The sequence below is a fragment of the Geothrix rubra genome, from assembly GCF_030268065.1.
Lineage (GTDB): Bacteria > Acidobacteriota > Holophagae > Holophagales > Holophagaceae > Geothrix > Geothrix rubra.
This window is the reverse complement of record NZ_BSDD01000002.1, coordinates 497,484-524,099: the sequence shown is the minus strand read 5'-3', so window position 1 is coordinate 524,099 and position 26,616 is coordinate 497,484. Positions and strand designations below refer to the sequence as shown.

27 protein-coding genes and 1 riboswitch are annotated in these 26,616 nt (G+C 71.9%); of the genes, 17 read left to right on the top strand and 10 right to left on the bottom strand.

All coding sequences use genetic code 11. The features are described from left to right. Positions 1 to 15: 15 nt before the first annotated feature. Positions 16 to 942, bottom strand: coding sequence for a lipoyl synthase (lipA, locus tag QSJ33_RS07135; RefSeq protein ID WP_285724003.1), 927 nt, complete (start codon positions 940 to 942; stop codon positions 16 to 18). A 39-nt stretch (positions 943 to 981) separates the two neighbouring features. On the opposite strand from lipA, the gene QSJ33_RS07130 reads away from it, so the two are divergent. Then, a complete protein-coding gene (locus QSJ33_RS07130; RefSeq protein WP_285724001.1) occupies positions 982 to 1,884 on the top strand; it encodes a hypothetical protein in 903 nt (300 codons plus the stop codon). A 3-nt stretch (positions 1,885 to 1,887) separates the two neighbouring features. Here the strand turns inward: QSJ33_RS07130 and QSJ33_RS07125 are convergent, their stop codons facing one another. The 3 genes from QSJ33_RS07125 to QSJ33_RS07115 are packed head-to-tail and all read right to left on the bottom strand — an operon-like array spanning position 1,888 to position 3,845. Beyond that, positions 1,888 to 2,676, bottom strand: a complete 789-nt coding sequence (locus QSJ33_RS07125) for an HvfC/BufC family peptide modification chaperone (RefSeq protein ID WP_285724000.1) — start codon at positions 2,674 to 2,676, stop codon at positions 1,888 to 1,890. Then, complete coding sequence (locus QSJ33_RS07120) at positions 2,669 to 3,511, bottom strand: MbnB/TglH/ChrH family RiPP precursor modification enzyme (protein WP_285723998.1); 843 nt, start codon at positions 3,509 to 3,511, stop codon at positions 2,669 to 2,671. The genes QSJ33_RS07125 and QSJ33_RS07120 overlap by 8 nt, the downstream gene beginning before the upstream one ends. Positions 3,512 to 3,569: 58 nt before the next feature. Further along, positions 3,570 to 3,845: a hypothetical protein gene (locus QSJ33_RS07115; RefSeq protein ID WP_285723996.1), complete on the bottom strand. Its 276-nt coding sequence runs from the start codon at positions 3,843 to 3,845 to the stop codon at positions 3,570 to 3,572. Positions 3,846 to 4,154: 309 nt separating this feature from the next. On the opposite strand from QSJ33_RS07115, the gene QSJ33_RS07110 reads away from it, so the two are divergent. Genes QSJ33_RS07110 through QSJ33_RS07100 form a run of 3 tightly spaced genes read left to right on the top strand, consistent with a single transcriptional unit; the run spans position 4,155 to position 8,449 of the window. After that, complete coding sequence (locus tag QSJ33_RS07110) at positions 4,155 to 4,565, top strand: EamA family transporter (RefSeq protein ID WP_285723994.1); 411 nt, start codon at positions 4,155 to 4,157, stop codon at positions 4,563 to 4,565. Between the two features lie 18 nt (positions 4,566 to 4,583). Next, entirely contained in the window at positions 4,584 to 6,479 is a 1,896-nt protein-coding gene (locus QSJ33_RS07105) for an APC family permease (protein WP_285723992.1), read from the top strand. A gap of 38 nt (positions 6,480 to 6,517) precedes the next feature. Beyond that, positions 6,518 to 8,449 carry an APC family permease gene (locus tag QSJ33_RS07100; protein WP_285723990.1) on the top strand — a complete coding sequence of 644 codons (1,932 nt, stop codon included), beginning with the start codon at positions 6,518 to 6,520 and terminating at the stop codon, positions 8,447 to 8,449. 6 nt (positions 8,450 to 8,455) lie between these two features. Here QSJ33_RS07100 and QSJ33_RS07095 read toward each other — a convergent pair whose 3' ends face one another. Both QSJ33_RS07095 and QSJ33_RS07090 read right to left on the bottom strand, forming a co-directional pair. Then, entirely contained in the window at positions 8,456 to 9,178 is a 723-nt protein-coding gene (locus tag QSJ33_RS07095; RefSeq protein ID WP_285723988.1) for a hypothetical protein, read from the bottom strand. A gap of 92 nt (positions 9,179 to 9,270) precedes the next feature. Then, positions 9,271 to 10,956, bottom strand: coding sequence for a M4 family metallopeptidase (locus QSJ33_RS07090; protein ID WP_285723986.1), 1,686 nt, complete (start codon positions 10,954 to 10,956; stop codon positions 9,271 to 9,273). A gap of 287 nt (positions 10,957 to 11,243) precedes the next feature. Between QSJ33_RS07090 and QSJ33_RS07085 the strand changes: the two genes are divergently transcribed. Genes QSJ33_RS07085 through QSJ33_RS07075 form a run of 3 tightly spaced genes read left to right on the top strand, consistent with a single transcriptional unit; the run spans position 11,244 to position 13,475 of the window. Further along, positions 11,244 to 12,566 carry an MFS transporter gene (locus QSJ33_RS07085; RefSeq protein ID WP_285723984.1) on the top strand — a complete coding sequence of 441 codons (1,323 nt, stop codon included), beginning with the start codon at positions 11,244 to 11,246 and terminating at the stop codon, positions 12,564 to 12,566. Positions 12,567 to 12,597: 31 nt separating this feature from the next. Then, complete coding sequence (locus tag QSJ33_RS07080; RefSeq protein WP_285723982.1) at positions 12,598 to 13,011, top strand: guanyl-specific ribonuclease; 414 nt, start codon at positions 12,598 to 12,600, stop codon at positions 13,009 to 13,011. After that, positions 13,011 to 13,475, top strand: coding sequence for a barstar family protein (locus QSJ33_RS07075; RefSeq protein ID WP_285723980.1), 465 nt, complete (start codon positions 13,011 to 13,013; stop codon positions 13,473 to 13,475). Before QSJ33_RS07080 ends, QSJ33_RS07075 begins: the two co-directional genes overlap by 1 nt. Position 13,476: 1 nt before the next feature. On the opposite strand, the gene QSJ33_RS07070 is transcribed toward QSJ33_RS07075, so the two are convergent. Further along, entirely contained in the window at positions 13,477 to 14,118 is a 642-nt protein-coding gene (locus QSJ33_RS07070; RefSeq protein WP_285723979.1) for a YceH family protein, read from the bottom strand. 103 nt (positions 14,119 to 14,221) lie between these two features. On the opposite strand from QSJ33_RS07070, the gene QSJ33_RS07065 reads away from it, so the two are divergent. Next, positions 14,222 to 15,667: a M20/M25/M40 family metallo-hydrolase gene (locus QSJ33_RS07065; protein WP_285723977.1), complete on the top strand. Its 1,446-nt coding sequence runs from the start codon at positions 14,222 to 14,224 to the stop codon at positions 15,665 to 15,667. Positions 15,668 to 15,738: 71 nt separating this feature from the next. On the opposite strand, the gene QSJ33_RS07060 is transcribed toward QSJ33_RS07065, so the two are convergent. The 3 genes from QSJ33_RS07060 to rhlP are packed head-to-tail and all read right to left on the bottom strand — an operon-like array spanning position 15,739 to position 18,069. Continuing rightward, a complete protein-coding gene (locus tag QSJ33_RS07060) occupies positions 15,739 to 16,515 on the bottom strand; it encodes a thiazole synthase (RefSeq protein WP_285723975.1) in 777 nt (258 codons plus the stop codon). Between the two features lie 44 nt (positions 16,516 to 16,559). Next, the gene (locus tag QSJ33_RS07055; RefSeq protein ID WP_285723973.1) at positions 16,560 to 17,225 is read right to left on the bottom strand and encodes a hypothetical protein; all 666 of its coding nucleotides are present in this window, start codon (positions 17,223 to 17,225) and stop codon (positions 16,560 to 16,562) included. 37 nt (positions 17,226 to 17,262) lie between these two features. Then, the gene (gene rhlP / locus QSJ33_RS07050) at positions 17,263 to 18,069 is read right to left on the bottom strand and encodes a rhombotarget lipoprotein (protein ID WP_285723971.1); all 807 of its coding nucleotides are present in this window, start codon (positions 18,067 to 18,069) and stop codon (positions 17,263 to 17,265) included. A gap of 87 nt (positions 18,070 to 18,156) precedes the next feature. Between rhlP and QSJ33_RS07045 the strand changes: the two genes are divergently transcribed. The 9 genes from QSJ33_RS07045 (at position 18,157) to QSJ33_RS07005 (ending at position 26,610) form a co-directional block, all read left to right on the top strand. Further along, the gene (locus QSJ33_RS07045) at positions 18,157 to 18,771 is read left to right on the top strand and encodes a TetR/AcrR family transcriptional regulator (protein ID WP_285723969.1); all 615 of its coding nucleotides are present in this window, start codon (positions 18,157 to 18,159) and stop codon (positions 18,769 to 18,771) included. A 26-nt stretch (positions 18,772 to 18,797) separates the two neighbouring features. Further along, positions 18,798 to 19,322 carry an RBBP9/YdeN family alpha/beta hydrolase gene (locus tag QSJ33_RS07040; protein WP_285723967.1) on the top strand — a complete coding sequence of 175 codons (525 nt, stop codon included), beginning with the start codon at positions 18,798 to 18,800 and terminating at the stop codon, positions 19,320 to 19,322. Positions 19,323 to 19,364: 42 nt separating this feature from the next. After that, positions 19,365 to 19,544: riboswitch (Lysine riboswitch) on the top strand. Positions 19,545 to 19,602: 58 nt separating this feature from the next. Further along, positions 19,603 to 20,637: a M20 family metallopeptidase gene (locus QSJ33_RS07035; protein WP_285723965.1), complete on the top strand. Its 1,035-nt coding sequence runs from the start codon at positions 19,603 to 19,605 to the stop codon at positions 20,635 to 20,637. 17 nt (positions 20,638 to 20,654) lie between these two features. Further along, the gene (asd, locus tag QSJ33_RS07030) at positions 20,655 to 21,710 is read left to right on the top strand and encodes an aspartate-semialdehyde dehydrogenase (protein ID WP_285723962.1); all 1,056 of its coding nucleotides are present in this window, start codon (positions 20,655 to 20,657) and stop codon (positions 21,708 to 21,710) included. After that, the gene (gene lysC, locus QSJ33_RS07025; protein ID WP_285723960.1) at positions 21,707 to 23,044 is read left to right on the top strand and encodes a lysine-sensitive aspartokinase 3; all 1,338 of its coding nucleotides are present in this window, start codon (positions 21,707 to 21,709) and stop codon (positions 23,042 to 23,044) included. The genes asd and lysC overlap by 4 nt, the downstream gene beginning before the upstream one ends. Further along, entirely contained in the window at positions 23,041 to 23,778 is a 738-nt protein-coding gene (locus QSJ33_RS07020; protein ID WP_285723957.1) for a 4-hydroxy-tetrahydrodipicolinate reductase, read from the top strand. The genes lysC and QSJ33_RS07020 overlap by 4 nt, the downstream gene beginning before the upstream one ends. Beyond that, positions 23,775 to 24,677, top strand: coding sequence for a 4-hydroxy-tetrahydrodipicolinate synthase (dapA, locus tag QSJ33_RS07015; RefSeq protein WP_285723955.1), 903 nt, complete (start codon positions 23,775 to 23,777; stop codon positions 24,675 to 24,677). The genes QSJ33_RS07020 and dapA overlap by 4 nt, the downstream gene beginning before the upstream one ends. Then, complete coding sequence (locus QSJ33_RS07010) at positions 24,677 to 25,498, top strand: 2,3,4,5-tetrahydropyridine-2,6-dicarboxylate N-succinyltransferase (RefSeq protein WP_285723953.1); 822 nt, start codon at positions 24,677 to 24,679, stop codon at positions 25,496 to 25,498. Before dapA ends, QSJ33_RS07010 begins: the two co-directional genes overlap by 1 nt. Then, positions 25,495 to 26,610 (top strand): pyridoxal phosphate-dependent aminotransferase, encoded by a 1,116-nt coding sequence (locus QSJ33_RS07005; RefSeq protein WP_285723934.1) that lies wholly within the window; start codon positions 25,495 to 25,497, stop codon positions 26,608 to 26,610. Before QSJ33_RS07010 ends, QSJ33_RS07005 begins: the two co-directional genes overlap by 4 nt. The last annotated feature ends 6 nt before the right edge of the window (positions 26,611 to 26,616 follow it).

Here is a 26,616-nt window from a genome sequence, read left to right as displayed (position 1 = left end):
CTGGCCCCGGGGCCCCTAGGCGATGCTGATCCCCTTCATCTCCGCCACCTCGTGGGCGTTGAAGCTGGAGCGGACGAGGGGACCGGCGTAGACGGTCTGGAAGCCGAAGGCCTTGGCCTTGGCCCCAAGGGCGGCGAACTCGTCCGGATGGACATACCGCTTCACGGGGAGCTGGTGCCGGGTGGGACGCAGGTACTGGCCCAGGGTGAGGATGTCCACGCCGGCGCCGGCCAGGGCCTCGAAGACCGTCATCAACTCGGCCTCGGACTCGCCCAGGCCCAGCATGAGGCCGCTCTTGGTCTGGATGGCGGAGCCGTAGAGGGAGGTGCCCAGGACCTTGGCGTGGCGCAGGACGGCGAGGCTCCGTTCGAAACGCCCCGCCGGGCGCACCTCGGGATAGAGGCTGGGCACGGTCTCCGTGTTGTGGTTGAACACGGTGGGACCCGCCGCCACCACCCGCGCCACGGCGTCCAGGTCGCCGAGGAAATCCGGCACCAGCACCTCCACGCCCACCCCCGGGTTGCGGCGGCGGATGGCCAGGACCGTGTCGGCGAAGTGGGCGGCGCCGCCGTCCGGCAGGTCGTCGCGGTTCACCGACGTCAGCACCGCGAAGCGCAATCCGAGCGCGGCCACGCGCTCGGCCGTTTCAAACGGCTCCCGGGAATCCAGGGCCCTGGGCTTCCCGCTCTGGATGCTGCAGAAGCCGCAGGCCCGGGTGCAGACCTCGCCCATGAGGAGGAAGGTGGCCGTGCCGTGGGTGAAGCAGTGGGTGCGGTTGGGGCAGCGGGCCTCCTCGCAGACCGTGTGGAGGTCCGAGGCCCGGAGGTCCTTCTTCATGCCGTGCAGGTCGCCGAGCTTCACCCGCTCCTTGGTGATCCACTCGGGCAGCCGGGGATGCCCCTCCAGCACTTCGCGGCCGACGCGTTTCGAGAATCGGGGCATTCGAACTCCAGACCCCCAGTTTCCCGTAGCATCTCCTCCATGTCCAAACCCCTCTCCCGACTGCTGCGCCGCGAGCAGCGCGCCTTCCTGGCCCGGGACCGGGCCGGCTGGAAGGCCCATCTGGCGCGGGTGCGGGCCTTCCTGGGCGAGGGGTTCACGGCGGCGGACCCCGCCCGGCCCGTGCTGGTGCTGGGGGCGGGGTCCGGCCTGGAGGTGCCCTGGGCCCTGGCGCCGCCCCTGACGGAGGGGTGGGACGCGGACCCCTGGAGCCGGGTCCGCACCTGGCTCCGCCACTTCCGCTGGGCGCCCTGGACCTTCGAGGACGCCACGGGCGGGCTGGCGGAGCTGGAGGCCACGGTCCGTCGGGCCCTGGGGGAACCCTGGTCCGGCCGGCACCGGGATCCCCGGGCTGCGGCGCGACGCCTCACGGGGCTCCTCCCCTCGCTGCAGCCGCGACCCGTGGCCCTGTCGGCCTGGATCGGGGAGCACCGGCCGGGGACGATCCTCGCCGCCAACCTCATGGGCCAGTTCGGGGTGGTGGCCGAGGGGCTGGTGGAGGCCCTGTTCCTCCCGGCCTCGCCCTGGGAGACGGACCCCGAGCGGCCGGACCCCCTGGCGGAGGCCCTGGAGGCCTGGACCGCCCGGGCCGTGGCCGCGTTCCTGCAGGTGCTGGTCCCCAGCGGGGCGGACCTCTGGCTGGTCCACGACCGGGCCGTGGTCTTCAGCGGGGGGCGCCTGGAGCTGGGGCCCTGGACCGACGCCTGGGTGGACCAGTTGCAGATATCGGCCCCGCCCCTGGAGGCGCGGGATCCCCTGGCCGGCATCGATGTCCCGGCCCTCCTCACCGGCTCGGGCCTGACGGTGGGGGCCCGGGGACGCTGGCTCTGGGACCTGGCCCCGGACCAGCGGCACCTGGTGGAGGCCCTCCACGCCCGGCCCTGAGGGTCAGGCGGGGCGGAACCCGAGGAGGGCGCCCCGGTCCCGGAAGTCTCGCAGGAGCTCGAAGGCCGCCAACGGGTCCACGCCCAGCTCGGCGGCGGCGGGGCCGAGGGCCTGGCCCTCCTGGCTCCGGGCCAGCAGGGCGGAGACATGGGGCGTCAGCTCCAGCACGCGGAAGGTCCCGTCGCGGTCCCGGTGGCAGAGGAGCCAGGCGCAGGCGCTCGGGGGTTCCGGCGCCTCGACGGTGGCCGCCTGGACCGCGAAGCCGTAGGCCACGTTCCGGGCCGCCGGATCCAGCACGGCCACCCGGTCGCTGGCGGGTTCGCGCAGGAGCCCCGGGGGCGGGGGCTCGTCGGGATGGCGCACCACGTCCAGTTCCAGCACCTCGAAATGGGCGAGCTGGAGCAGGAAGGGCCAGCGGTCCTGGCCCCAGCGGCTGTCGGCCAGCCAGGCCACGAAGGCCGGGGCCACGTCGCGGTAGTAGGGGCTCGAGACCGTGCGGCTGGCCAGGAAGGCGTCCACGGCCCAGGTCCAGGCCTCCTGCCGTACCAGCAGGGCGTGCGTCACAGGGAAGGCATCCAGGAGGGGATCCTCCAGGGCCGTGCGGACGAGGTCGCGGTAGAGCAGCCAGCGGTCGCGGCGGAGGACCAGGGCCGCCTGGTCGTCAGGCCCGAGGCCGCGCTCCGCGCTGAAGGCAGCCGCGTCTTCCCGGAAGCCGTCGGCCTCCGGTGCCAGCACGAGGTCCGTGACGAGGCCCTGCAGACGCGCCAGGTGCGGAGTCCCGGCCTCAGGCATGGGCCACCCCCGCCAGGGCCCGGTCGTACACCCGCTGGAGCGCCTCGCGCTCCGCCAGCAGGACCGCCAGCTCCGGGATCTCGTGGTCCCGCTCCAGGAGCACCGGCACCGGGCGGCCGAGGCGGGCGAGCACCCAGGCCAGGAGGTTCGCCACCGGATCCACCACCGGGGCGCCATGGGTATCGAGGAGGACCCCCTCCGCCTCCAGCCATGTGTGGCCGGCGATGTGCAGCTGGGCCACCCGATGCAGGGGCATCCCCGCAAGCCAGGCCTTGGGGTCGAAGCCGTGGTTCACGCTGTTCACGTAGACGTTGTTGATGTCCAGCAGCCACCCGCAGTCCGCGCCTTCCAGCACCTCCAGGACGAACTCCCGCTCGGACATCTCCGCGGCGCCCAGTTCGGCGTAGTAGCTGATGTTCTCCAGGAGGAAGGGCACGGGAAGCCTTGCCTGGAGGGCCTTCACGCGGGTCACGGTGTGGCGCACGGCCTCCCGGGTGAACGGCATGGGCAGCAGCTCGTGGGTGTGGGCGCCCCCGAAGCTGCTCCAGCAGAGGTGCTCGGAGTGCCACGGCGTGCCCGTGGCCTTGAGGAAGGCCACGAGGCGATCCAGCACCTCGGGCAGCCAGGCGTCGAAGCCGCCGATGGACATGGAGAGGCCGTGGGTGATCACGTCGTCCCGCTCCAGGACGCCCGTGAGCATCCGGTGCCGTGCGCCGCCCGTGCCCACCACGTTCTCCGGGGCGATCTCCCAGAAGGGCACCGGCGCGGCCGCCAGGGCCGCGACCTGCTCGATGTGGGGCCGCCGCAGGCCCAGTCCGACGCCGCTGAAGGTCATGGCTCCTCGGAAAGGCGGGGCGGGCGGAGCAGCGCTCCGCCCGCGATCCCGGAACGACTCAGCCCTTCTTCTGGCTGCCGCAGGAGCCCTTCCCGCAGGAGGCGTCCTTGTCGCCCTTCTTCTTGGTGTCCTTGGTCTCCTTGGCGTCCTTCTTGGACTTGCCGTCCTTGCCGCACTTCGCGTCCTTGGCGTCCTTCGCGCCGCAGCCGGCCTCGGTCAAGGTGTTGGCGGAGTGGGTGGAGACGGGGGTGGCGGCCACGGCCGGGACGGCGCTGGCGGCCACGAAGGCGCCGGCGGCGAAGAGGGTGGCGAGGGAGGGGGTGGTGCGGTTCATGTCGAGGTCTCCTGGCGGACGCTTCCGCCGATGGGTCCGGTGGACCCGGTGAGTGGGGATCCTCCCGAAGGAGCGATGTGCCTTGTTGGGTGCGGGTCCATCCCGGGCTGTGACAGGGATCACGGCGGGGGCGGATCATTTTTTCAAAAAATATGTATTTAGCTGTTTTTATTAATCTTGTTGATATGTCGGTTGTGGACCCACCGGTCGGCGACGCCGTGGCGGAGGCGGGCGTGGCCCTGCCGCGGGATTCGTGGCGCGAGGCCGGGGGACCTGGGGCCATAATGGGTCCCTTTGGGATGGTCGGGCATGGCGTGGTTGGGATGGGCACTGGCGGCCTTCGTCTTCATGGGGCTGGGGAATCTCGGTATGAAGGCGGCGAGCCAGCGGGGGCTCTCCTCCGCGGGCGTGCTGTTCTGGGTGGTGGCCGGTGAGCTGCCGCTGGCGGTGCTCTACGGGATGCTCCGCGGGCGGTCCGGGGCCCCGGCCGGCGCGGTGGCCTGGGCCCTCGGCGCGGGCTTCGCCACGTCCCTGGCCCTGGTCTTCGTCAACGAGAGCTTCTCCCGCGGCGGACGGACGGCCATCGTCATCGGCATCATGAACGCGAACTTCCTGCTGGTGGCCCTCCTGGCCTTCCTGTTCTTCCGCGAGCACCTTCAGCCCACCCGGCTGGTGGGGCTGGCCGCAACCCTCGCGGGCCTCTGGCTCATGGCCCGCTGATCTCCCCAGGACGACGCCATGGCGAACCTCCGACGCATCCTCCTGGGCCGACGCCTCACCAGCGAAGAGACGCACGAAACCCGGATCAGCAACCCCATCGCGCTCGCGGTGTTCAGCTCCGACGCCCTCTCCTCCGTGGCCTACGGCACCCAGGAGATCATGACGCCCCTCACCATGGCGGTGGCCATGTTCGGCGCGGGGGTGCTGGGCTGGTCCTGGTGGGTGGCCCTGGGCATCGTGGGCCTGCTGCTGGTGCTGAACGTCAGCTACCGGCAGACCATCCACGCCTATCCCAGCGGCGGCGGGGCCTACCTGGTGGCCAAGGACAACTTGGGCGAGGGCGCAGCCCAGACCGCCGGCGCCTCCCTGCTCATCGACTACATCCTGACCGTGGCCGTGTCCGTCTCCGCGGGCGTCTCGGCCATCACCTCCGCCTTCCCGGCCCTGGAGCCCCACCGCGTGTTCCTCGCGGAGGGGATCATCGCCTTCATCGGGCTCATGAACCTGCGGGGCGTGAAGGAGAGCGGCCTGATCTTCTCGCTGCCCACCTACGGTTTCGTGATGTGCATCCTCGGGCTCCTGGCCCGGGGGTTCTGGAACGTGGCCATGGGGGACAAGGGCGCGGGCCACTTCACGGCGCCCCCGGTGCACATCGACGGCACCGCCCGGTTGGCGGCGGTCTGGCTCTTCGCCCGGGCCTACAGCGCGGGCTGCACCGCCCTCACGGGGGTGGAGGCCATCAGCAACGGGGTCACGGCCTTCAAGGAGCCGGTGTCCCACAACGCCTCCAAGACCATGACCTGGATGGTGGTCCTCCTGGGGACGATGTTCCTGGGGATCACCTACCTCACGAACCACTACGGCCTCACCTACCACCCGGATTCCCCGGAGACCCTGCTCTCCCAGCTCACGCACAAGATCCTCGGCGGTGCGGAGCACGGGGTCCCGCGGCTCATCTACCTGGCGACCACCGGCTTCACCATGGCCATCCTGGCCCTGGCGGCCAACACGGCCTATGCGGACTTCCCGCGGCTGGCGGCCCTCCACGCCCGGGACGGCTTCCTGCCCCGCCAGTTCACCAGCCAGGGCGACCGGCTGGTCTTCTCCAACGGCATCCTCATCCTGTCGCTGGCGGCTGGCTTCCTGGTGGCCATGTTCGGGGCCAAGGAGGACCACCTGCTCCCCCTCTACGCCGTGGGCGTGTTCCTGGGCTTCACCATCAGCCAGACGGGCATGGTGCGGCGCTGGTTCCGCCGGAAGGGGCCGCACTGGCAGGTCAAGGCCCTCATCAACGGCCTGGGGGCCCTCACCACGCTCCTCGTGATGCTGGTCATCGCCGTGACGCGCTTCACCCACGGCGCCTGGATCGTGATCGTCCTCGTGCCGCTGATGGTGGCCACCTTCTTCAACATCCACCGGCACTACATCCGGGTGAAGTCCATCCTGGCCGCCAGCCGGGCGGACTTCATCTCGCCCCGCAAGAACCGGGTGGTGGTGCTGGTCTCCGGCATCCATTCCGGCGTGGTGCAGGCGCTGAACTACGCCAAGGTCATCGCCGAGCACGGCAATGTCGAGGCCCTCACCGTGGACTTTCCCGATGAGCACGGCCGGGACAGCGCGGCCCTGGAGAAGCTCCGGTCCGACTGGCCCCGCTACTGCGAGGGCATCCCCCTCCGGGCCATCCGGAGCCCCTACCGCAAGGTGGTGGAGCCCGTGGTGGAGGAGCTGGACCGCATGCGGCGGGTGGAGCCGGAGTACACGATCACGGTGATCCTCCCCGAGTTCGTGACCGCCCACTGGTGGGAGAACCTGCTCCACAACCAGACCGCCTGGCGCATCAAGGGCACCCTCCTGATGAAGCCGAAGACGGTTGTGATCTCGATCCCCTACCATCTGGAGCCGATACTGGAGTAGCTTCCAGGAACCGGCCTCGGGCTGGTGAGCGGAGGGGCATGTTGAACCTGCGGCGGATCCTGTTGGGGCGGCGGCTCGCCAGCGAGGAGACCCACCAGACCCGGATCAGCAATCCCATCGCCCTGGCGGTCTTCAGCTCGGACGCCCTCTCCTCGGTGGCCTACGCCACCCAGGAGATCATGGCGGCGCTCTCCGCCTCGGTGGGGCATGTCCTGGGCGCCACCGCCCTCGCCGGGGCGGCGGGGTACGCGATATTCGGCTGGTCCATCCCGGTGGCCCTCGGCATCGTGGCCCTGCTGGTGATCCTGGCCATCAGCTACCGGCAGACCATCCTGGCCTACCCCGGCGGCGGCGGGGCCTACATCGTCGCCATGGAGAACCTCGGGGACATCGCCGCCCTCACGGCGGGCGCCTCGCTCCTCCTGGACTACATCCTGACGGTGGCCGTGTCCGTCTCCTCCGGCGTGGCGGCCATCACGGCGGCGGTGCCGGCCCTGTCGGGGCACAACGTGGCCCTCACCCTGGCGGCCATCGGCTTCATCGCGCTGATGAACCTCCGCGGGATCCGGGAGAGCGGCAGCCTCTTCGCCGTGCCCACCTATGGCTTCGTGGTGGGCATCCTGGGCCTCCTGGGCTACGGCGTGGTGCGCCTGCTCCTGGGGCATGTCCCCTCGCCCGTGGAGGTGCAGCAGGCCGCGGACCAGGGCAGCCGCCTGGCCGGACTCACCATGGTCTGGGTGTTCATGCGGGCCTACAGCGCGGGCTGCACGGCCCTCACGGGCGTGGAGGCCATCTCGAACGGCACCACCGCCTTCCGCGAGCCCACGGGCCCCAACGCGGCCAAGACCATGATCTGGATGGTGGGGCTCCTGGCCACCATGTTCCTGGGGATCACCCTGCTCGCGCATCGCTTCGGGGTGACCTACCAGCACAGCGCGGATCCGTCCGTGGTGGCGGAAACCCTCCTGTCCAAGCTGAACAAGGCCATCCTGGGCGACGTCACCCACGGATTCCCCAAGCTCGTCTACTACACCGTGCAGGGCTTCACCTTCGCCATCCTGGTGGTCGCCGCCAACACCGCCTTCGCGGATTTCCCGCGCCTGGCCGCCCTCCAGGCCCGGGACGGCTTCCTGCCCCGCCAGTTCGCCAGCCAGGGCGACCGCCTGGTGTTCTCCAACGGCATCCTCATCCTCTTCGTCTTCTCGGGGGTGCTGGTCTGGCTCTTCCACGCCAACACGGACGTGCTGCTGCCCCTCTATGCCGCCGGCGTGTTCATGGGCTTCACCCTCAGCCAGACGGGCATGGTGGTCCACTGGCTGAAGATCCGCGGCACCCACTGGCACGCCAAGGCGGCCATCAACGGGCTGGGCGCCCTCACCGCCTTCATCGTGCTGCTGGACATCGCCATCACGAAATTCATCCACGGCGCCTGGATCGTGATCCTCCTGGTGCCGGTGCTGGTGGTGATCCACTTCAACATCCGCCGCCACTACGTGAGCGTGAAGTCTCGGCTGGCCGCCAGCCGCACGGATGCCTTCCTCCCCACCAAGCACCACGCGCTGGTGCTGGTGAACGGCATCCACCGGGGCGTGGTGCAGGCCCTCCTCTACGGCCGGCTCATCGCCGGGGACCGGGTGGAGGCCCTCACGGTGGACCTGGGCTCCGACGGGTACCACGAGAGCCCGGCCATGGAGAAGCTGCGCTCGGACTGGACCAGCTACGGCATGGGGGTCCCCCTCCGCTGCCTCCACAGCCCCTACCGGAAGGTGGTGGAGCCGATCCTGGAGGAGGTGGACCGCATCCGCCTGGCCGAGCCGGAGCTGGCCCTCACGGTCATCCTGCCGGAGTTCGTGGCCCCGAAGTGGTGGCAGCAGTTCCTCCACAACCAGACGGCCTTCCGGATCAAGGCCTCGCTGCTGCTCAAGCCGGGGATCATCGTGACCTCCGTGCCCATGCACCTGCCCCAGTAGGGCGTCTCAGCGCAGGCGGTCGGCGGGCCGCGACAGCAGCTCCTGGCCGCTCAGCAGCTCGGCGAGAGTCTGGTGCCGGGGGCTGAGCACCATGCAGAGGAAGCTCAGGGGGAAACAAAGCACGGACAGCAGGTGGACCAGGGAGAAGGCGATGCGCCGCTCGGGGCTGTTCTCGGCCAGGGTGACCCCGAAGCGCCCCATGAGCGGCGACTTGCCCGTGAGGACGAGGGGGGCCATGAAGAACACCCACGAGGTGGCGAGGAGGTAGGGGACGACGAAGGGCCAGGCGCCGCCCAGCATCCGCAAGGGGGGTACCCCGAGGGCCCAGGCGGGGAGGGCCAGGGCCAGGGCCTGCAAGGCGACCAGGAGGACGGCCTCCGTCACTTCGACCTTCACCAGGGGCCAGAAGCTCGCCACGGGCTCCTGGTCCGCCAGGGCAGGGCGGGGCTCGACAGGGGCTTCGGGGAGGGTTTCGGCGGGATCCTGGGTCCGGTGGAGTTCTTCGGGGGCGATCTCAATGGAGACCGGGGCGATCCGGCCCAGGGCGGGGGCGGTGAGGGCCCGTGGAGGAGGGTCGAAGGAGGCCTGGGCCAGGGCGGAGGCCTGGAAGAGCATGGGCCGGCCCTGCCGGGCGGGTGCCAGCGCCAGGCCGCACTCCGGGCACTCCGCGGCCAGGGGCGAGAGGCGGGTGTGGCAGCTGGGGCAGGTGCGCCGGGTGGAGGTGCTCATCGCCCCCACTATCGGGCATCCGGCGCCCGCGGGGAACCCGGTACAGGGGAAGCCCCGGCCGGGGCCGGGGCTTCCAGGGGCGGCTGGAGGGCCTACTTCACATTCACGGCCAGCCAGGCGGTGTTGACCGCGTTGTACTCGGCGGAGGTGGCGCCGTAGAGGTCCTTGGCGGCGCTCAGGGTGGCGGTGCGGGCGCCGGCGTAGGTGGTGCTGGAGGTCATGTAGACCGTGAGGGCCCGGTACCAGATGCGGGCGGCCTTGTCGTTGCCGATGCCCGCGACGCTGGTGACGCCGTTGGCCATGGGGGACTGGATGTTGCCGGAGAAGGCGTCGATCTGGCTGCCGTGGGCCAGGAGGAAGAAGAAGTGGTTGGCCACGCCGGAGCTGTAGTGGACGTCCAGGCGCTTGAGGCTGGTGGACCAGGCGTCGGGGCTCTTGCCGTCCAGGCTGGGCTTGTACATCCAGCGCAGGGGGTGGGCGAAGGCGGAGGTCTCGAGCTGCTCGCCGATGAGGTAGTTGGCCGCCGGGACCACGCCCCCCACGGTGCTGATGGTGCCGCCGATGGCCGTGTAGTTCGGGATGGTGGTGGTGCCGCCGCCGTGGCCCATGAACTCCACCATGGTGCCCATGATGTCGGAGTTGGCCTCGTTCAGGCCGCCGGATTCGCCGCGGTAGGTGAGGTTCGCCGTGCGGGCGCAGACGCCGTGGCTCATCTCGTGGCCGGCCACGTCGATGGAAGTGAGGGTCTGGAAGCTGCTGCCGTCGCCGTAGGTCATGCAGAAGCAGCTGTCCGACCAGAAGGCGTTGTCGTAGCTGTTGCTGTAGTGCACCCGGCTGTAGGTGGCGGTGCCGGCGCCGTCGATGCCGTTCCGGGCGAACACGTTCTTGTAGTAGTCCCAGGTCTGCTGGACCCCGTAGGCCGCATCCACGGCCGCGGTCTCGCCGTTGGCGGCGGTGGTGGAGGACCCCTCCACGTAGTTGGCGCCGTCGCCCCAGGTGTTGTCGGCGTCCGTGTAGAGGGTGCCGTTGCCGGAGGTGGCGTGGTTCAGGTTGGTCACCACATTGGCGCCGAAGGTGCCGCCTGTGCCGCGGGTCATGTCCCGCAATTCGTAGCCGCCCGTGGCGCTGTTCGTGGCCAGGGCCACCGTGCCGGAGTACTGGGAGTTGCCGGTCCCGGTGGCGCCTGCGGTGTGGAGGGTGTTCCAGGATTCCAGGACGGCGCCCGTGCGGGCGTCCACCAGGAAGTCGGTGTGACGGGTCTCCTGGGCGTTCTCCAGCTCGGTGTGGACGTGGTAGGCCAGGACGGGGCGCGTCACCGTGCGCGACCCGCCGCGCGTGACGAGCTCGGTGTCCACCTGGGCGATGACGAGCTCGGCGGTGGGGGCCACGGCGTAGGCGCCCTTCGGGGCCAGGGCGCGGTCCGCGGCGGCCAGGGCCTCGGCCCGGCCCAGGGCCGGCGTGACGTTCAGGCTGAGGCCGCGGACCAGGGCGTCCGTGCGGTCATAGACCCGGCCGCCGGTCAGGTGGACGATGGCCTCGCCGCCCATCACCCGCACCCCCTTGTAGAACTGGCGCATGCGGACGTGGGCCTCGCCCGAGGGCTCCTCGAACACGTTCTTGAGGGCGAAGCTGTGGTCACGGTCCAGGCCCAGGTCGTACACCCGGGCGTCCAGGTGGCGCTGGGCCTCGGAGGCCAGGCCGTCGGGACGGGCCGCGAAGAGGGTGGGGGTGGCCAGGGCCAGGGTGGCCACGAGCCGGAGGGCGAGTCGGGTCTGCACGGGGGCCTCCTCGGAGTGGGAACTCCAATGGGATGGGGATGGGACGGAAAGGTGTCCGAAGTGTAGGAGGCGTGCGGGACCGGGGGTGTTAAGAGTTGTCAAGGAGACGGTAAATCAATTGCATTGATGCGCGGCCCCCCGGGGCCGTGGCACCATCGCAGGGTCTGGGCCCGCCTGGCGGCGTCCAAGCAGGGCCGGATGGAAACCCTCCACGCCTTTCCGGGGCGGGTGTTCGGACGGTCCGCCCCGGACGGATCCGCAGCGATGTTGGCCATGAGGTGCATGCGATGACGACCGAACACCCCGGCGGGTTCCACCCCAGCACCCGCCTCTACCGCTTCACGATCCTGCTGTTCATCAGCCTGCTGGTCTTCGGCAGCTACTTCGCCTACGACAGCATCGGCGCGCTGGAGACCACGCTGATGCGGGAGCTGCACCTGGACCGCAGCACCATCGGCAACCTCTACACGGCCTATTCCGTGGCCGCCATCGCCATCGTGTTCTTCGGTGGCATGCTCTACGACAAGCTGGGCCCCCGCCGGGCCAGCCTCCTCTTCAGCTGCCTCATCTTCCTCGGCGCCGTGATGGTGGCCATGGCCCGGACCAAGTGGATGCTCTTCGGCGGACGCCTGATCTTCGGGGCCGGGTCCGAATCGCTCATTGTCGTCCAGAGCGCCATCATCAGCCGCTGGTTCAAGGGCAAGGAGATGGCCATGGCCTTCGGCATCGCCCTGACCATCAGCCGCGTGGGGACGCTCTTCAGCTTCAACACGGAGGAGCTCATCGCGAGCTACACCCACAGCTTCCGGACGGCGCTCTGGGCCGCGGCCCTCCTGTGCCTGTTCTCGGTCCTCTGCAACCTGGTCTTCAACCTCATGGACAAGCACGGGGAGAAGGTCCTGGCCCTCCCCAAGCCGGATGCCGGGGACAAGATCGTCCTTTCCGATGTGAAGAAGTTCACGTCCTCGTACTGGTTCGTGGTGCTGCTCTGCGTGACCTTCTACAGCGCCATCTTCCCCTTCACGGCCCTGGCCACGGACATGTTCCACGACAAGTGGGGCCTGCCCCTCGTGAGCGCCAGCTCGGGCAGCTTCCTGTCCCAGGTCTTCTTCAACTTCACCCACATGTTCACGACGGCGCCGGGCATCACCAGCATCGTCATCGCCGCCTCCATGATCTTCGCGCCCTTCGCGGGGGACCTCGTGGACCGCATCGGCCGGCGCGCCTCCCTCATGGTGGTGGGCTCCCTGATCCTCATACCCGCCCACCTCCTCATGGGCATCACGCACTGGAACCCGATCCCGATGATGGTCATGCTGGGCGCGGCCTTCGTGCTGGTGCCCGCCGCCATGTGGCCCTCCGTGCCCCTGGTGGTGGACGAGAAGCGCGTGGGCACCGCCTTCGGGCTCATGACCGCCATCCAGAACCTGGGTCTCGGGTTGTTCCCCTTCCTGAACGGCAAGCTGCGGGACCTGACGGGCACCTACACCGCCACCCAGGTCATGTTCGCGGGCCTCGGCATCGCCGGGCTGATCTTCGCCTTCCTCCTGCTCCGGTCCGACAAGCGACTGGGCGGGGTGCTGGAGGCTGGGCGCGCCAAGGAAGGCTGAGGGCGTACACTTCCCCTCGCACGGAGGCCCCATGACCTGCTGGCGGAGGACCCTCGCATCCCTGGCCGGGGGCCTGCTGGTGGCGGCCTCGCTCCTGGGATTGGGAGCCTGCGGCGGCGGTGAGGTTCCGCCCCCCCCGGCGGCCCAGGCCCAGGTGCAGGCGGCGCCGAAGGACCGCATCCCCCCGGCGGCCCGGGAGACCCTGGCCTACATCCGCCAGCACGGCTACGCCGCGCCGGGCTATGTGGGCGGCCGGGTCTTCGGCAACTACGAGGGCGTCCTGCCGCGCTACGACGCCCGCCGGAAGCGCATCCTCTACCGGGAGTGGGACGTCCACCCCATGGCCGAGCACCGGAACCGCGGCGCCGAGCGGCTGGTGACGGGCAGCGACGGCCGGGCCTGGTACACCGATGACCACTACCGCACGTTTCTCGAGGTGAAGTGATGGCCTGGGCCTTCCTCGCCTCGGGGAAAGGGCCGCGGTTCCACGCCTGGCAGGGGTCGGCGGCGGACCTGGCCGACGAAGTCACGGCCCTGGCGGCGCAGGGACCCGGCCGGCCTTCCCTCCGCTGGCTCCGGGGTGGCCACATGCGCACGAAGGCGGGCCTGCTGGACGAGTGGGCCGCGGCCGCCCAGTTCCCGCCCTACTTCGGGGGCACCTGGGACGCCTTCCGGGACGCCCTGGCCGAGCTGCCCGAGGCGGGGGCCGCCTTCTTCGTGCTGGAGGCGGACCGGCTCCTGGCCGACGCTCCGCCCCAGGAGGCGGCCACCCTCGGTGCCATCCTGCGGGAGGTGGCGGAGGAGCTCGCCGACCGGCCCTTCCACGTGGTGTTTCAGGCGGACCCCGCCCGCTACGGGACCCTGCTGGAGGGATTGCGGGCCCTGGGGCTGGGCGCGGACGAGGTCTGATTCAGAACTGGGCGCGGAAGGCCTCGAAGGCGTCCCGGAGCTCGGCCAGTTCGGTCCGCAGGGTCGCGACCTCGGCCTCCAGCGCCTCCAGACGGCCCGTCCGGGCCGGCGTCGCCAGGGCAGGGGGGGGCGCGGCCTCCGTCCCCCCGGTGGGGGGCTCCCCGAGGAGGTGCGCCACCCGGGCCTCGCGGGCCCCCGGGGCGCGCGGCAGGCGGAGCACGAGGGGCGGATCCGCCTCCAGGAGGGCCCCCAGGCAGGCCTCCAGCTCAGCCATGTCCGGGAAGGGGTACATGCGCCGGGTGTTGGTCCGCAGCTCGCCCGGCGTCTGGGGGCCCCGCAACAGCAGCTCCGCCAGGAGGGCGGACTCCTGCACGGAGAGGTTCCAGCGGGGCTTGGCCAGGTGGGCGAGCTTCAGCACCCGTCCCGGCCACCGTTCGGCCAGGCCCTGGTCCACCAGCCGGTCCACCGCCGCCGGCAGGTCCTCCTCGGCCACCTGCATCACCGGGTCCCGGTTGCTGGTCTGGTTGCAGGCATGGAGCAGGGCGTTCATGGACAGGGGGTAGACGTCCGGCGTGCTCAGCTGCTTCTCGATGAGGCAGCCGAGGATGCGGGCTTCGAGGGGGGCGAGGGCCGGGTGGGACATGGCCGTATTGGGCCATGGACCCCGGAGCCGGGGTAGCCCCCGATTTCCTGTTGCGGTAGCTATTCCACCCTCGTAAGGTGATGGCTGATTTCCCGGAGCCCCCATGCGTCCCCTCTCCGCACTCGCCCTGGGCCTTGGCGCCCTCTCCCTCCTGGCCCAGGCTCCGGCCGAGCCCAGGAAGGCCGAGAAGCCCCGCTTCGAGTTCGGCATCCCCGACAAGCCCTTCACCAGCGAGGTGGCGCGCCTCATCCGCGAGATCGGGGAACGCCCCCAGGTCGTGACGAACCTGGAGGCCCTGAGCGACGACATCGGCCCCCGCCTGACGGGGTCGGAGCGGCTGCTCAAGGCGGAAGCCTGGGCCATGGACAAGTTCAAGGCCTACGGGGCCCTGAACGTCCACACGGAGGCCTACGACTTCGGCCCGAGCTGGACCCGGGGCCACGACTGGGGCCGGCTGGTGAACCTGAACGGGATGGACCTGCACCTGGCGGCCATGGCCTGGAGCCCGGCCACGAAGGGCCCGGTGAAGGGGGAGCTGGTGGTCCTCCAGGCCCAGACCGTGGAGGAGCTCAAGGCACTCCTCCCCACGCTCGAGGGGAAGATCGTGCTCATGGGCGCCCTGCCCAAGCCCGACCCCAAGGTCGACCGCCGCACCTACTACAGCGAGCTCATGGGCCTGATGAAGGACCTGAAGGCCGCCGTGCTGCTCCGCGGCTCCGGCCGCCCGGACGACCTCCTCAACATGACCGGCAGCCCCGTGCCCCGCTGGGGCCGCGCCACAACGCCCACCGCCTTCCTCTCCGGCGAGCAGGCGGACATGCTGACGCGCCTCGTGAAACGCGGCCAGCACCCCGTCGTGGAGATCCAGATCGCCGGGGAGATGGGCAAGGAGCCCGTGCAGGCCCACAACGTGGTGGCCGAGATCAAGGGCTCGGAGTGGCCCGACCAGGTGGTGATCGTGGGCGGGCACCTGGATTCCTGGGACCTGGGCACGGGCGCCACGGACAACGGCACCGGCGCCATGGCCGCCATGGAGGTGCTCCGGGCCATCCAGGCCCTGGGCCTGAAGCCCCGGCGCACCCTGCGCGTGGTGCTCTTCAGTGGCGAGGAGGAGGGCCTCCTGGGCTCCAACGCCTACGCCAAGGCCCACGCGGCCGAGGCCGCGAACCTGCAGGCCGTGCTCATCGACGACATGGGCACCGGCCGCATCCTGGGCTGGCCGGACATGGGCCAGGAGATCTGGCGGGCGCCCCTCGCCCAGGCCATGGCCCCGGCCAACAACCTCGGCTGCCGGGAGATCGGCGCCTTCACGCAGCCCGGCGACACGGACCACTGGCCCTTCTTCCAGCTGGGCGTGCCGGCCTTCGCCGCCATCCAGGATCCCGTGGACTACATGAAGATCACCCACCACAGCCAGGCGGACACCTTCACGCACGTGATCCCGGCGGACCTCATCCAGGGGGCCCAGGCCATGGCCGCCACCGCCTGGGAGTTCCTGAACATGCCCGAGCGCGTGCCGCACATCGCGCCGGCGGAGAAGAAGGACTAGCCCCGGGCTCGTCTGTCCAGCGGAAGGGGCCCCGACCGGGGCCCCTTCCTGTCCTGCAGCCCGGCCAGGTCCTACCGCCCCACGACGCCCGCCAGTGGGCTGCTGGCGCTGGCGTAGAGGCGCCTGGGCATGCGGCCGGATTCGAAGGCCAGGCGTCCGGCGACCACCGCGTGGTCCATGGCCTGGGCCATGCGGATGGGATCGCCCGCCTCGGCCACCGCCGTGTTGAGCAGCACGCCGTCGGCGCCCAGCTCCATGGCCAGGGTGGCGTCGGAGGCGGTGCCCACGCCGGCATCCACGATCATGGGCAGCTTGTAGCCCTCCACCACCTCCTTGATGAGGAGCAGCGTCATGGGGTTCTGGACGCCCAGGCCGGAGCCGATGGCGCTGCCCAGGGGCATCACGGCGGCGCAGCCGACGTCGCAGAGCTTCTTGGCCAGGATGGGATCGGCGTTCACGTAGGGCAGCACCGTGAAGCCCTCCTTCACGAGGATCTTAGCGGCCTCCAGGGTCTCCTCGTTGTCGGGGTAGAGGCTCTTCGGATCGCCGATCACTTCGAGCTTCACCCAGTCCGTCTGCAGGGCCTCGCGGGCCAGGCGGGCCACGCGCAGGGCCTCCTCGCGGGTGTAGCAGCCGGCGGTGTTGGGCAGCAGGGCGATGTCCTTGGGGATCCAGTTGAGGATGTTCTCCTCCCCCGCGGCGTTGAGGTCGAAGCGGCGCACGGCGAGGGTCACCATCTCCACCCGCGCGGCCCGGTAGCAGGCCTGCATGGTGGCGAAGTCCTGATACTTGCCCGTGCCGAGCACGAGGCGGTTCTCGAAGGTCCTGCCGGCGATCACGAGGGACATGGCGCGCTCCAGACCTCCAGTCTAGCGCCGGCCCGAGTCACGGCTCAGGGCGGGCTCACGCCGGGACAGGCCAGGGCCAGGGCCTGCTCCCCGGTGCCCCCGCGGGCGCGCAGGCGGAGGACCAGGGGGGTGTAGGGATCCCGGCTCCGGACGAAGACCAGGCCCCGCACCACCTGGCCCGGGCGCAGGGTCCCCGGCGCCCAGGCGGAGTCGCGGAGGAAGGCCTCCAGGCGGCGGTTGCTCCGGGCGGCCACGAGGGCATTGGGCACGCCGATGCAGGCGCCGACGATGGCCAGGGCCGAGAACATCGCCTGGTCGGAGGGGCCGTAGGATCCCTTGGTGGCCGATCCCGGGATGAGCATCCCCGGCACCAACGGGTACAGGAGGTAGGCCACGGCGTGCTGCTTCACGAGGCCAGCCGCCGTCTCTGCCGAGAGGATGCTGACGTTGTCGGGGGCTTCCAGGCCCAGGAGCTCCAGGTCGGAGGCCGAGCCGTTCTCCAGGACCAGGACGGCCACCCGGAGCCCGGCCCGGCGGGCCTGGGCCTCGTAGCGGGAATTGTCGCCCCAGGGCTGGAGGGCCAGGGAGCCCGCGAGCCCCTCGGTGGAGGCGGCCGTCGGAGGCATGGCCAGGGCCACAGGCCGGTAGATGCGGGCGCAGCCGAGGGCCGCGACCAGGGCGCACAGAAGGGCGAGGAGCACCGGTTTCATGGGAGCCTCCGTGGCCCGCCGTCCGGCTCCGGGCGGGTCAGCGGGAGACGGGCTCGGTGGGGGGCGCCGGCAGGGTGGGGTCCACCAGGCGGACGTCCGTCCGGGCACCCTTGGCCACGGATTGGCGGAAGGCGGCGGCCTCGCGGTCGAGGGAGGCGGAGAGGTCGGCCATGGCCAGGGCCAGGCTCTCCCGGGATTGGGTCCGGAAGGCGTCCTCCCGCCCGGACCAGGTGGAGGTGCCCTTGGCGGTGCCCAGGCCCCCGGCCCGGAAGAGCAGGGTGCGGGAGGGCACGTGGTAGACGGCCGCATCCACCACGGTGGTGGTGTCGTTCTTGTCGCCCTTCACCATGTAGGCGCCCACCAGGGTCCAGTAGGTCCAGGCGTACCACTTCGGATTGCTGAACTGGACCTGGTCCACGGAGACCAGGGCGATGACCTCCACCTGGAAGCTGCGGGCCACCTTGTCCAGGTCCTCCCAGCCACCGCCCCGGGCCAGGTAGAGGGAGGGGATGGGCTTCAGGTCCCTGGCCCAGGCCTTCTGCGCGAACGAGGTGGTCACCCGATCCAGGAGTTCGGGCTCCTGGCCGGCGCCGAGGGGGCCCAGCTGGTTGGTGGGGGCGATGTCGCCCCGGCTCTGGGTGGGATCGGCCGGCACGAAGGCGATGCCGAGCCGGAAGGGGAGTGCCACCTCGGCGGGCCCCGGGGCGGGGGCGGCCGGCGGGGCGGGCTTGGCGCCCAGGTAGGAGGCCAGGCTGCTGCGGCGCTGGACCGTCTCGGGGGTGGCGCAGCCCAGGGCCAGCAGGGCCAGGGCTACGGCGGCAAGGATGCTGCGGGAGAGGCTCATGGGACCTCCGGGTTGGATGAACATACGCTTGCGTATGGATTCCATACTGACGAGTATGGTCATGGCGTCCGCCCTGTCAAGGTCCCCATGCCCCCTCCCCGCAAGAAGGCCGCCCGACCGGCCGGTCCCCTCTCTCCGGAGGCCTGGGTGAAGGCGGCCCAGCTGCTCATGGCCCGGGAGGGGGTGTCCGCCGTCGCCGTGGAACCCCTGGCCCAGGTTCTTGGGGTGACCAAGGGCAGCTTCTACTGGCACTTCGAGAACCGGGACGCCCTGGTGCAGGCGGCCCTGGAGGCCTGGGAGCAGGACCAGAGCACCGATGTGGTGGACCGCTACCGGGGCATCCTGGATCCCCACCGCCGCCTTCGGGTGCTCATGTTCGCGGCCTTCGAGGACCTGGAGAACGGCCTCATCTTCGCCGCCCTGGCGGCTTCCAGCGAGGATCCCCGGGTGAGCCCCTTCCTGCGCCGCGCCACGGAGCGGCGCATGGCCCTGGGCATGGAGGCCTTCCAGGCCCTCGGGCTATCCGAGGCCGAAAGCCGGCAGCGGGCCCTCCTGGTCTATGCGGCCTACCTGGGCTACTTCCAGCTCCTCCGGGCCGCGCCCGAGGCTGTCCGGGCGGTCACGGACCTGAGCGGCTACGTCCGCCACCTGGCGGATGCCGTCGCGCCCCCGCCCGCGATCCCAGATCCTCCCGGGCCCTGACGGCCGGGACCCACATCGGGTGTCCCATGTCCCCCATCCTCCTCGTCCCCGGCTACCAGAACTCGGGCCCCGGCCACTGGCAGAGCCTCTGGGAGGGCACCCAGCGGGATGCCCGGCGGGTGGAGATGCCCAACTGGGACTTCCCCCACCGGGCGGATTGGGTGGAGGCCCTGGATGACGCCGTCGCGGCCTGCGGGGAGCCGCCCCTCCTCGTGGGCCATTCCCTGGGGTGCCTGGCCATCGTGCACTGGGCCGCCGGGAGCCCGCGGGAGGTGCGGGGAGCGCTGCTGGCGGTCCCGCCGGATGTGGAGCGGCCCGACACCCTGGAGGTGCTCCGGGGCTTCGGCCCCATCCCCCGGGCCACGCTGCCCTTCCCGGCCCTGGTGGCCGCCTCCAGCGACGACCCCTTCATGGCCCTGGACCGGGCCCGGTGGCTGGCGGAGGCCTGGGGGGCCCGCTTCGTGGACCTCGGGCCCTGCGGCCACCTGAACCAGGCCTCCGGCCACGGGGAATGGCCCCTGGGGGAAGCCCTCCTGCAGGAGTTGATGTAGCCACGGGGGTTGTGTCCGGTCCCCGGACCATGGGAAGGTGGAGGTTCCGATGGAGGAGCGGTCCCCATCAGTAGCGGCGGCGAGGGCGATGAACCCGGTGACCCGACGTGAACGGGGAGGATCGCCGAAGGGTTCGCGAATCATCGGCGCGCACCCTGGACGTCGAGGCGAAAGCCCGGCGGCTGTCGCGCGGGACACCCCGCGTGGAGGGCCTGAGGAGCGGCGGCAGGCCCCAGGCCTCCCGCGTTCCGGATGGCACCGTCGGCACGACGAGGGTTCCATGGACGCTTCCACCGCCGATCTCCGAACCTGGCTCACGGGCCGGCTGGAGGCCCTGTGCGCCTGCGACAGCACCTCCGGGGAGGAGGACGCCCTTCGGCCGGTCCTGCTGCCCCTGCTGGCGGAGCTCGGCGCGGAGGTGGTCGAGCAGCCGGTGGGGCCGGGCCGCACGAACGTCCTGGCCACCTGGGGACGGCCCCGGGTGCTCTTCTCCACGCACCTCGACACCGTGCCCCCCTTCCTGCCGCCCCGCCTCGAAGGGGAGATCCTCCACGGCCGGGGGGCCTGCGACGCCAAGGGCCAGATCATGGCCCAGCTGGGGGCCGTGAAGCGGCTCCTGGCCGAGGGGGCCGAGGGCGTGGCCTGGCTGGGGGTGGTGGGCGAGGAGACCGACAGCGCCGGGGCCCGTGCGGCGCTGGGCCTCGCGGACCTGCTGCAGGACCTGCGGGTGCTGGTGAACGGCGAGCCCACCGAGTTGAAGCTGGCCACGGGACAGCGGGGGGTGCAGCACCTCTGCCTCCAGTGCGCGGGCCGGGCGGCCCACAGCGGCAGTCCCGAACTGGGCCACGATGCCACCTGGCCCCTGCTGGACTGGCTCCAGCGCCTGCGCGACCTGCCGCGGGCGGCGGACCCGCAGCTGGGCCCCGAGGTGTGGAACCTGGGCCTGCTGCAGGCGGGGGAAGCGCTCAACTCGGTGCCGGCCGCCGCCCGGGCGGACATCCTCCTGCGCAGCCTCCCGGGCAGCGGCTTCGCGGAGGCGGTGCGCCGCCTGGCGCCGCCGGAGGGCTCACTGGAGGTGCGCCTGGACGAGCCGCCGGACCGCTACCCGGAGATCCCGGGCTTCGAGCATGCGGCCATGCCCTTCGGCTCCGACGCCCCGGCCCTGCGGGCCCTGGTGCCGGACCGCACCGTGGTGCTGGCGGGCCCGGGCAGCATCGCCGTGGCGCACACCCTCGACGAGCACCTCGCCCTGGCCGACCTCGAGGCGGGCGTGGGCCTCAACCTCCGCCTCGCCCACCACTTCCTGAACGCCTGATCCCAAGGAGACGCCCCATGAGCCACCGCATCCCCGTCACCGTCCTGGGCGCGACCGGCGTCGTCGGCCAGCGCTTCGTGCGCCGCCTGGCCGACCATCCCCTGTTCCGCATCGAGCACCTCGCCGCCAGCGACCGCAGCGCCGGCAAGCGCTACCGGGAGGCCTGCGCCTGGCGCCTGGACGGCGAACCCTACGGCGGCCTCGGCGACCAGGTCATGGGCGAGGGCGCCCCCGAGCACACCCTCTCGCCGGTCGTGTTCAGCGCCCTGGACACGGGCCCCGCCACGGAGCTGGAGCCCGCCTTCGCCCGGGCCGGGGCCCTGGTCTTCTCGAACGCCTCCGCCTTCCGCATGGCCCCGGAGGTGCCCCTGCTGGTGCCCGAGGTGAACCCCGAACACCTGGAGCTGCTGAAGGTCCAGCGCACCCACCACGGCTGGTCGGGCGGCATCGTCACCAACGCCAACTGCACGGCCACCGTGCTGGTGATGGCCCTGGCCCCCCTCCATGCCGCCTTCGGGGTGGAGGCGGTGTTGATGACCTCCATGCAGGCCGTCAGCGGGGCGGGCTATCCCGGCGTGCCCAGCCTGGACATCCTCGGCAACGTGATCCCCTTCATCCGCAACGAGGAGCCGAAGGTGGAGGAGGAGATCCCCAAGATGCTGGGGCGCTTCGCGGGTCGCACCGTGACGCCCGCGGACCTGGCCGTGAGCGCCCTCTGCCACCGGGTGCCGGTGCTGGAGGGGCACACCGAGGCCGTCAGCGTGCGCCTGCGGGGGAACCCCACCCTGGAGGATGTCCGCGCCGCCTGGCTGGACTGGCATCCCGAGCCGCAGCACCTGGGCCTCCCCTCGGCGCCCGCGGTGCCCATCCGCCTCCACGACGAGGAGGACCGCCCCCAGGTGCGCCGGGATGTGGAGCTGGACGACGGCATGAGCATCCACATCGGGCGGCTGCGGGCCTGCCCCGTGCTGGGCGTGAAGTTCGCGCTGCTCGGACACAACACGGAGAGAGGGGCGGCCGGCGGCAGCATCCTCAATGCCGAGCTGGCCCACGCGAAGGGGTACCTCCGATGATCGTGATGAAATTCGGCGGCAGCAGCGTCGCGGATGCGGCCTGCATGCGCCAGGTGGAGACCCTGGTGCGCGCGGCCCTGCCGGAGGCCCCCCTGGTGGTGCTCTCGGCCATGGGCAAGACCACGAACGCGCTCTTCCAGGCGGCCAGGACAGCGGAATCCGGGGACCTCCCCGGCGCCCTGGAGGTGCAGCGGGCCATCATGACCGCCCACCGGCGGGCCGCGGAGGAGCTCTTCGCAGGGGCCGTGCCGGAGTCGCTGGACACGGCCCTCACGGAGCACTTTGGCGAGCTGGAGCTGCTGCTGCGCGGCGTGGCGCTGCTGCGGGAGCTGAGCCCCCGGAGCATGGATGCCATCGCCTCCCTGGGCGAGCGGCTCTCCACCCGGATCTTCGCGGAGCGGCTGGGCGCGGCCTGGGTGGACGCCCGCACCGTCCTCCGCACGGACGGCGCCTTCGGGGAGGCCACGCCCGATCCCGCGGCCATCCGCGGCCTGGCGGTGCGGCACCTCGCGCCCCAGCTGGGGGCGGGCCGGGCGGTGGTCACCCAGGGCTACATCGGGGCCACGGAGGATGGCCTCACGACCACCCTGGGCCGCGGCGGCAGCGACTACTCCGCGGCCCTCTTCGGCGCGGCCCTGGGTGCCACGGAGGTGCAGATCTGGACCGACGTGGAGGGCGTGCTCACCTGCGACCCCCGAATCGTGCCCGAGGCCCTGCCCATCCCCGAGCTGAGCTTCGCGGAGGCCGCCGAGCTGGCGGCATTCGGCGCCAAGGTGCTCCATCCCGCCACCATCCAGCCGGCGGTGGAGGCCCGCATCCCCGTCACCGTGCGCCACACCCTGAAGCCGCAGGGCCGCTTCACGACCATCTCCGCCGAGGTGCGCACCGGGCGGCCCATCACGGCGCTGGCCAGCCGGGGACCGGTGACGGTGCTCACCGTGAGCAGCTCCCGGATGCTGGCCCAGAGCGGCTTCCTGGCCCGGCTCTTCGAGGTGTTCGGCCGGCGGGGCGTGAGCGTCGATCTCGTGGCGACCGCCGAGGTGAGCGTGTCCCTCACCGTGGAGGCCGACGTGCCCCTGAAGCCGCTGCTCCAGGACCTGTCCGCCTTCGCCACGGTGGAGGTGAGCGAGGACCGCGCCATCATCGCCGCCGTGGGCGAGCGCCTGAAGTCCACGCCGGGCCTGGGCGCGCGGCTGCTTTCGGCCCTGGGGGGCATCAACGTGGAGATGATCAGCATGGGGGCCAACGAGATCAACCTGAGCCTGGTGGTCCGCCGCGACCAGGCGGACGAGGCCCTGCGACGGCTCCATCGCGTGCTGACGGAGGCCGCATGAGCGATCCGGAGCTGCGCATCGGCCTCTTCGGCCGGGGCCGCCTCGCCGCGGCCATCGTGGAGGCGGCCCAGTCGGCGGGGACGCCCCTGGCCTGGCAGGTGGGACGGGACGAGGTCCCCGGCGGCCCTGCGGACGTGGCCATCGACGCCAGCGTGGCGGGGGCCGTGGAGGCGCACCTGGACTGGGCCCTGGCCACGGGGACGGACCTGGTGATCGGCACCACGGGCTGGTCGATGCCGGGCCTGGGGGCCCGCGTCGGGGGACGCATCGGCGTGCTCTCGGCCTCCAACTTCTCCCTGGCCGTGGCCCTCATGGCCCGCCTGGCCACGGTGCTGGGACGCTTCGCCGCCCTGGACCCCGCCCGGGATCCCTACCTCTTCGAACACCACCACCGCCTGAAGGCCGACGCGCCCTCGGGCACGGCGAAAACGCTGGCGGCGGCGCTCCTGGCCGGCTGCCCACGCAAGACGGAGTGGACCCTGGGCCCCGCGGAACCCCACCAGCTCAGCGTGGGGGTGCTGCGGGCCGGGGCGGAGTTCGGCACCCACACCGTGGGCCTGGATGCCCCCGCCGAGGTGGTGGAGCTCACCCATCGCGCCCGGTCCCGGGCCCCCTTCGCGGAAGGCGCCCTCGGCGCCGCCCGCTGGCTCCGCGGCCGCAAGGGCTGCTTCACCATGGACGACCTCGCCCGCGAGGTGCTGGACCCCCTGTTCAACTTTGGAGGCACGCCATGACGCTCGACCTGTCCGGACTCTCGGTCGCCCTGGCGACCCCCTTCACGCCCGCGGGGGAGGTGGACCTGCCCGCCTTCCGGAAGCTGGTGCGCCATGTCGTGGCCGGCGGCGTGGACGTGCTGGTGCCGCTCGGCTCCACGGGCGAGGCTGCCACCATCCTCGATTCAGAGCGGGACGCGATCGTGGACGCCTGCCTGGAGGAATGCGGCGGCCGGCCGGTGGTGGTGGGCACGGGCCACAACGCCACCCGCCACGCGGCCATGTGGACCCGGCGGGCCCAGGGCATGGGCGCGGCCGGGGCCCTGGTCGTCACACCCTACTACAACAAGCCCACGCCCTCGGGCCTGGTGGCCCACTACGCCGCCGTGGCCGAGGCCGCGCCGGGCTTCCCCCTCGTGGTCTACAACGTGCCGGGTCGGACCGGGCTGAACCTCACGCCCGCCACCCTGGCGCGGCTGTGGGACAACCCCCAGGTGGTGGCCGTGAAGGAGTCCAGCGGCAACCTGGCCCAGATCGCCGAGATCGCCCGCACCCTGCCCAAGGGGAAGCAGCTCCTCTCGGGCGACGACAACCTGGCCCTGGCCTCCATCGCCGTGGGGGCCGAGGGCCTGGTCTCCGTCCTGGCCAACCTCCTGCCGGGCGAGACGGCGGCCATGGTGGCCTCCGCCCGCGAGGGGAACCTGGCGGAGGCCCGCCGCCTCCACCAGCAGCTGCTGCCCCTGATGGACGCCCTCTTCCTCGAGAGCAACCCCATCCCCCTGAAGGCCGGCCTCAAGCTGCTGGGCCTGGGGGAGGACCTGGTCCGGCTGCCCCTCGTGCCGGCGGACGCCGCCACCCGCAAGCGCCTGGCGGAGGCCCTCTGCCTGGGCGCCGAGGGCACCATCCCCGGAGCGATGTGATGACCGGCAATCCCGAGATCCTCCGCGCCTTCTACGACCGTCCCCCCGAGGCCCTGGCCGCCGATCCCCAGGCCCCGGCCATGCACCAGCTCCTCCTGGCGGCCCTGGAGACCGGCGCCGTCCGCGCCGCCGAGCGCGCCTCAGACGGCACCTGGACCGCCAACCTCTGGGTGAAGCAGGCCATCCTCGCGGGCTTCCGCCGCACCCAGATGGTGGAGCTGGAGGGACCCGGCTTCCCCATGTTCGACAAGGCGGCGTACCCGCCCCGGCACTTTGTCCTCCAGGACGCGGTGCGCCTGGTGCCCGGCGGTTCCGCCGCCCGGCGGGGGGCCCACCTGGCCAAGGGCGTGGTGGTCATGCCGCCCGCCTACATCAACGTGGGGGCCTTCGTGGACGAGGGCACCATGGTGGACAGCCACGCCCTGGTGGGGAGCTGCGCCCAGATCGGCAGGCGGGTGCACCTCAGCGCCGCGGCCCAGATCGGCGGCGTGCTGGAGCCCGCGGGGGCCCGCCCCGTGGTGGTGGAGGACGACGCCTTCGTGGGCGGCCTCGTGGGCCTCTTCGAGGGCATCGTGGTGCGCCGCAGGGCGGTGCTGGCCTCCGGCGTGGTGATCACGGGCAGCACGGTGATCTACGACCTGGTGTACGGCCGGGAGCTGCGCCAGGAGGTGCCGGAGGGCGCCGTGGTGGTGCCGGGCTCGCGCCCTGCCTCGGGAGACTATGCCAAGGCTCACGGACTGCAGGTGTCGGCCCCCTGTATCGTGAAGTACCGGGACGAGCGCACCGACGCCGCCACCGCCTTGGAGCAAGCCCTTCGATGAAGCAGGCCAGCCGCCTCTCGCAACTCAAGCCCTCCCCCATCCGGGCCATCACCGACGGCACGCCCCCCGGGGCCATCGCCCTGGGCCTGGGGGAGCCCACCTGGGACCTGCCGGAACCGGCCCGCAGGGCCCTCCTGCGGAATCCCGGGCCCTGCCCCTACGTGCCCCACGCGGGCCTGCCGGAACTGCGCAAGGCCGTGGCCGCCTTCCACGGCGCCACCCCGGACGAGGTGCTCATCACCACAGGTTCCCAGGGCGCCCTCTTCGCGCTCTTCCAGGCCTGGGTGCGGCCCGGTTCCAAGGTGCTGGTGCCCGACCCGGGCTTCGTGGCCTACCCGGCCCTGGCCCGCATGGCCGACGCCGAGCCCGTGCCGTACCCGCTGTCGGCCGACCGCTTCCGGCTGGACGCCGCGGCCCTGCTGAAGGTGCTGGCGGCCACGGAGGAGGTCTCCGCCGTGGTGCTGAACCTGCCCTCCAACCCCACCGGCGGCGGCGGCGACCTGGCCGCCCTGAAGGCCGTGGCCGATGCCTGCATCGCCCGGGACGTGCTGCTCATTTCCGACGAGGTGTACCGCGACCTGCACTTCGGCACCCGCTGCCCCAGCCTGCGGGAGGTCACTGACCGCGGCGTGGTCACCAGCTCCGTGAGCAAGGGCTGGGGTGCGCCGGGCCTGCGCGTGGGCTGGGCCGTGGGCGACCCCGCCTGGCTCGTGCCCGCCCGCACCGTCCACGGCTACGCCGTCACCGGCACGGCCACGCCCGCCCAGTGGGCCGCCCTCGCGCTCATCGAGCATTCGGACGCGGTGCTGGCGGAGGCCCGGGTTGCCGTGGGTGAGCGCTGGCAGGCCCTGGCCGCGGCCCTCAAGACGCACCTCGGCCACGACGCCCTGCCGCCCGACGGCACCTTCTACCACTTCATGGCCCTGCCGCCCGCAGCCGTGGCGGATCCCGTGGCCTTCGCCCTGAAGCTGCGCGACGAGGCCAAGGTCGTCCTCATCCCCGGCCTGGCCTTCGGCGAGGGCGGCCGCGCCCACGCCCGCCTCAGCTTCGCCGCCACTCCGGAGCAGCTCGAGGAAGGCGTGCGGAGGCTGGCGCCCTACTGGCCCCGGTGAACGGCC